This is a genomic window from Cryobacterium sp. MLB-32, assembly GCF_000738085.1.
GTDB lineage: Bacteria > Actinomycetota > Actinomycetes > Actinomycetales > Microbacteriaceae > Cryobacterium.
Genome location: NZ_JPRS01000067.1, coordinates 1 through 4,445, shown reverse-complemented (window position 1 = coordinate 4,445; position 4,445 = coordinate 1). Strand labels below are relative to the sequence as shown.

The following is a 4,445-nucleotide window of genomic DNA, read 5'->3' as shown; positions in this document are numbered from 1 at the left end:
GTGGTGACAAACTCTCACGGCCAGATCGTGCTGGTGAATGTCCGGACTGAACGCCTCTTCGGATACTCACGTGAGGAGCTGCTGGGCGAGAGCATTGAGATGCTCATCCCGGGGCGACTGCGGACACACCATCAGGGACACGTCGATTCCTTCTCGGAAGCGACCTATCATCGTCCTTTACAGTCGGGTCTCGACATCGTGGCCGAGCACAAGAACGGGTCCGAGTTTCCGGTCGAGGTGAGTCTTAGCCCAGTTGAAACGGCGGGGGGATCGCTCATCTGCAGTGCCATCCGAGATGTTTCCGATCGCCGGCGTCTCGAACTTGCCTCCCAGATGCTGGCCGCTCTGGTGGAATCGTCAACGGACGCCGGAAGTTTTGAGGTGGACATTGCCACGGGACGGCGGCTGTGGTCGAGTGGATATCGGAGGATCTTCGGCTTTTCTGACGATCAGTTACCATCCACCGACCTTGTGGTCGCTTCTGTGCATCCCGACGATCGCGCCCGGGTGGTGGCCACGATCGATCAGGTGAATACGGGCGGCGTAGCCACTGATATCGGCTTCAGGATCGTCCGCCCCTCCGGCGAAATACGATGGGTACGTTCACGGACAAACGTCGGCTATGTGCTGACGGGGTCCCCGTCGCGGGTGCTCGGTACATTGCTCGACGTGACCGACATGCACCACGCCGTGGCAAAAATGAATATTGCCGAGGCGAACTTCGAACTCGGTTTCGATCGTTCGCTGATCGGCATCGCGGTCGTGGACTCGGCGGGGCGGTTCTTGCGGGTGAACCCCGCGGCCTGCGAGCTGTTGGGCCGGGCTCAGGATCAGTTGCTCGGTGGTCTGATGTCGGACTTTCTGGAGCAGGAGCCCGGGTTTCTCTTGCCGCACCAACGTGACGAGTTCGAGGGGACGCAGGCCGAGGTCCGCTGCGTTCTGCCCGGCGGAGAAATCCTGTGGGTGGAAGAGACCATCTTCTCTGTGCCACACGCCGACCCGGAGTCGCCGGTCTCGTTCGTGCAACTGCGCAACGTGACGGGACGCCGAAAGGCGGAACAGCTGCTGGAATTCCAGTCCCTCCACGACCCTCTCACCGGTCTGGCCAACCGTCGTCTGCTGGCGTCCAATCTCGAGGACTCGCTTGCGCGGGCGCGCGTATCCGGGTGTCCGGTGGGTGTGTTGTTCTTCGACCTCGACAAACTGAAGCAGATCAATGATGCCTACGGTCGTCCGGTCGGCGACCGCATCGTGCTCGAACTCGTGCGACGGATGCACTCCATCGTGCGAGCGACCGACACCCTGGCCCGATTCGGGGGCGGGGAATTCGTCATCGTGTGCGAGAACCTCACCTGGGAGAACACCCAGCGACTTGTGAACCGCATCGTGCGCCTCGACACGGAACCTTTCGTTATTCAGGGCCGAGACATCTTCGTGACCGTGAGCGTGGGCATCGTGGTGGCCGACGGACACGACGACGTCGCCACGGTTCTCAGCAACTCGGAAAGTGCCATGTACGAGGCGATGACGACGGGCCGGGGCAAATCCAGCCTGTACGCGGCAGAGACGCATCAGGCATCGTCGGATCGGTTCAGACTGGAACTGGAGCTGGCCCGCGCGCTCGAGAACGGGGAACTCCGAGTCTTCTATCAGCCCATCGTGGAGCTGTCTACACGCGACGTGGCGGGGTTCGAGGCCCTCGTTCGCTGGGAACACCCGACCCGGGGATTGATTCCGCCGATGGATTTCATCCCGATCGCCGAGGAAAGTGGACTCATCGTGCCGATCGGCCGATGGGTCCTGCGGGAGGCTGCCGCACAGGCGATGCACTGGCGTGCGACGGGCGAACACAACCTGACCATGGCCGTCAACCTCTCCATCGTGCAACTGCGGGATCCCACGCTCGTGGGCGATGTGCTGGATGTCCTGACCACGACAGGGCTGGATCCGCAGTCCCTGCACCTTGAGATCACGGAATCCATGGTGATCAACGACGTCGAGTCCGCGATGAACACGCTGCACGCGCTGCACGCCCTCGGGGTGCAACTCTCGGTCGACGACTTTGGAACGGGGTATGCCGCTCTGGGCTATCTCCGCACGATGCCCGTGCACACGCTCAAAATCGACAAGTCCTTCATCGATCCGCTGGTCGGAAACGATCCGCGGTCCCTGGCGATCGTTCAGGCCGTTGTGAGCCTGGCGAGAGCTCTCGATCTCGACGTGGTCGCGGAGGGCGTCGAGTCCGTCGAGCAGATGGTTGAACTCCAACGGATCGGTACGCACCTGTGCCAGGGTTACCTGTTCTCACGGCCGCTGCCCCCCGACGAGATCTACGCCTGGCTCGGCGAATTCCGGATCCGTTCTGCTCCCTGACGTCCTTTGTCGCGCGAGAACGGGAGTCCTGCTGCCTGATCGCTGGCCTCGTGTCCTAGGCTCGAGCCATGACACACGACGCTGCACGAACGGCCACGCCAATCGACCACATCGCGGAGGCGTGGGTTGACGCCCTGGTCGAACTGGATCCAACCGTAGGGACCTATATCGGTCGCACGGAAGGCGACGGACGTTTCGGGGATTTCTCTCCGGCTGGGCACGAACGCTATATCGCCGAAGCGAAGAAGGTCATCACACTGCTGGACAAGGCGGTCGTCGTGGACGACGTCGACACCGTGACCAAGACCGATCTGCGCAGCACGCTTGCTCTCGACGTGGAGAGCTCGGCCGCAGAGCTTCAGCTGCGTGACCTCAATGTGATTGCGTCTCCGGCGCAGGGCATCCGAGACATCTTCGACCTCATGCCCACTGACACGGTCGAGGACTGGACCAACATTTCCTCCCGGCTCGGAGCGCTCCCCACCGCGGTGGACGGCTATATCGAGACCCTGCGCCTCGGCATCGAGAAGGGCATCACCCCGGCTCGACGCCAGGTGCGGGAAGTGCTCGCCCAGGTGCGCAGGCACCAGGCGAATGACGGATTCTTCGCTCACTTCGCGGCCGATGCCACCCTGAAGACCGGCAACCTGCCTGCCTCTCTGGCCAACGATCTGAACGCCGGGGCGCGGGTCTCCGCGGCCGCCTATCGAAAACTGGGGGACTTCCTCGGAGAGGAGCTGGACGCCGTTGCCACGGAACATGACGCCATCGGCCGTGACCTCTATGCCCTGCAGTCCCGTCAATTTCTCGGCGCAACCATCGACCTCGATGAAACGTACGACTGGGGCGTCGAAGAACTCGCCCGCATGGTTTCCGAGCAGGAGAGCATCGCCGGCCAGATCAAGCCGGGTGCCAGCGTCCTTGAGGCGATCGCCTTTCTGGACACCGATCCCAGCCGCAAGCTGCACGGAACGGCGGCTCTGCAAAAGTGGATGCAGGAGACCAGTGACCACGCCGTCGCCGAGCTCTCGAAGACTCAGTTCGATATCCCCGATGAGATCAAGACCATCGAGTGCATGATCGCCCCCACCCAGGAAGGTGGAATCTATTACACCGGCCCGACCGACGACTTCTCCCGTCCGGGCCGCATGTGGTGGTCTGTGCCCGTGGGAATCACCGAATTCGATACCTGGCGAGAACTCACCACGGTCTACCACGAGGGTGTTCCTGGCCACCACCTGCAGATAGGGCAGGCCGTCTACAACCGCGCCACGCTCAACACCTGGCGGCGCCAGCTGGCCGGCACCTCGGGGCATGCGGAGGGGTGGGCGCTCTATGCCGAACGCCTGATGGAGCAGCTCGGCTTCCTCGACGACCCGGCGGATCGCCTGGGCATGCTTGACGGACAACGGATGCGAGCTGCTCGCGTAGTCCTCGACATCGGTGTGCACCTCGGTAAGACGCGGCCCGACGGTCAGGGCACGTGGACGGCAGAGTACGCCTTTGATTTCCTGCGCCAGAACGTGAACATGAACGACAGCTTCGTGAAGTTCGAGGTGAATCGGTACCTCGGTTGGCCGGGACAGGCGCCGTCGTACAAGGTGGGACAGCGCATCTGGGAGCAGTTGCGTGACGAGACTGCCGCGAAGGAAGGCGCGAAATTTTCGATCAAGGACTTCCACCGGCGGGCGCTCAATCTCGGCGGCGTCGGACTCGACACCCTGCGTTCGGCCCTCCTGACGTAGCGCCGGACGGCGGCGCCCGGCTTGCCCCGAACCGCTGAGCTAGCTAGTATGAAATGTCACGTTTGTGACGATCTATCCGCTGCCACGCGCGGAACACCAATTGTGCATCACATCAGTTTTCTTGCCGCGTGTGGCCTAATTAATGCCCATCCTGGAGCAACTACTACATGACAATCGCAACGACCGAACGGGCACCCAAGCAGGTCGCCATCAACGACATTGGATCTGCTGAAGACTTTCTTGCCGCGGTCGAAAAGACTCTGAAATTCTTCAACGACGGAGACCTCATCGAGGGCACCGTCGTGAAGATCGACCGCGACGAGGTTC

Annotated in this window: 2 protein-coding genes and 1 pseudogene; all 3 read left to right on the top strand. The window is 62.2% G+C overall.

What is annotated here, in order from left to right; all coding sequences use genetic code 11:
• Window positions 1-2,373: EAL domain-containing protein (locus JF66_RS08760; protein WP_156109703.1), on the top strand; the 2,373-nt coding region annotated here is incomplete at its 5' end.
• A gap of 68 nt (window positions 2,374-2,441) precedes the next feature.
• Complete coding sequence (locus JF66_RS08755) at window positions 2,442-4,118, top strand: DUF885 domain-containing protein (RefSeq protein ID WP_035877103.1); 1,677 nt, start codon at window positions 2,442-2,444, stop codon at window positions 4,116-4,118.
• Window positions 4,119-4,285: 167 nt separating this feature from the next.
• Window positions 4,286-4,445, top strand: a pseudogene (gene rpsA, locus JF66_RS22930) (30S ribosomal protein S1); the annotation flags it as partial.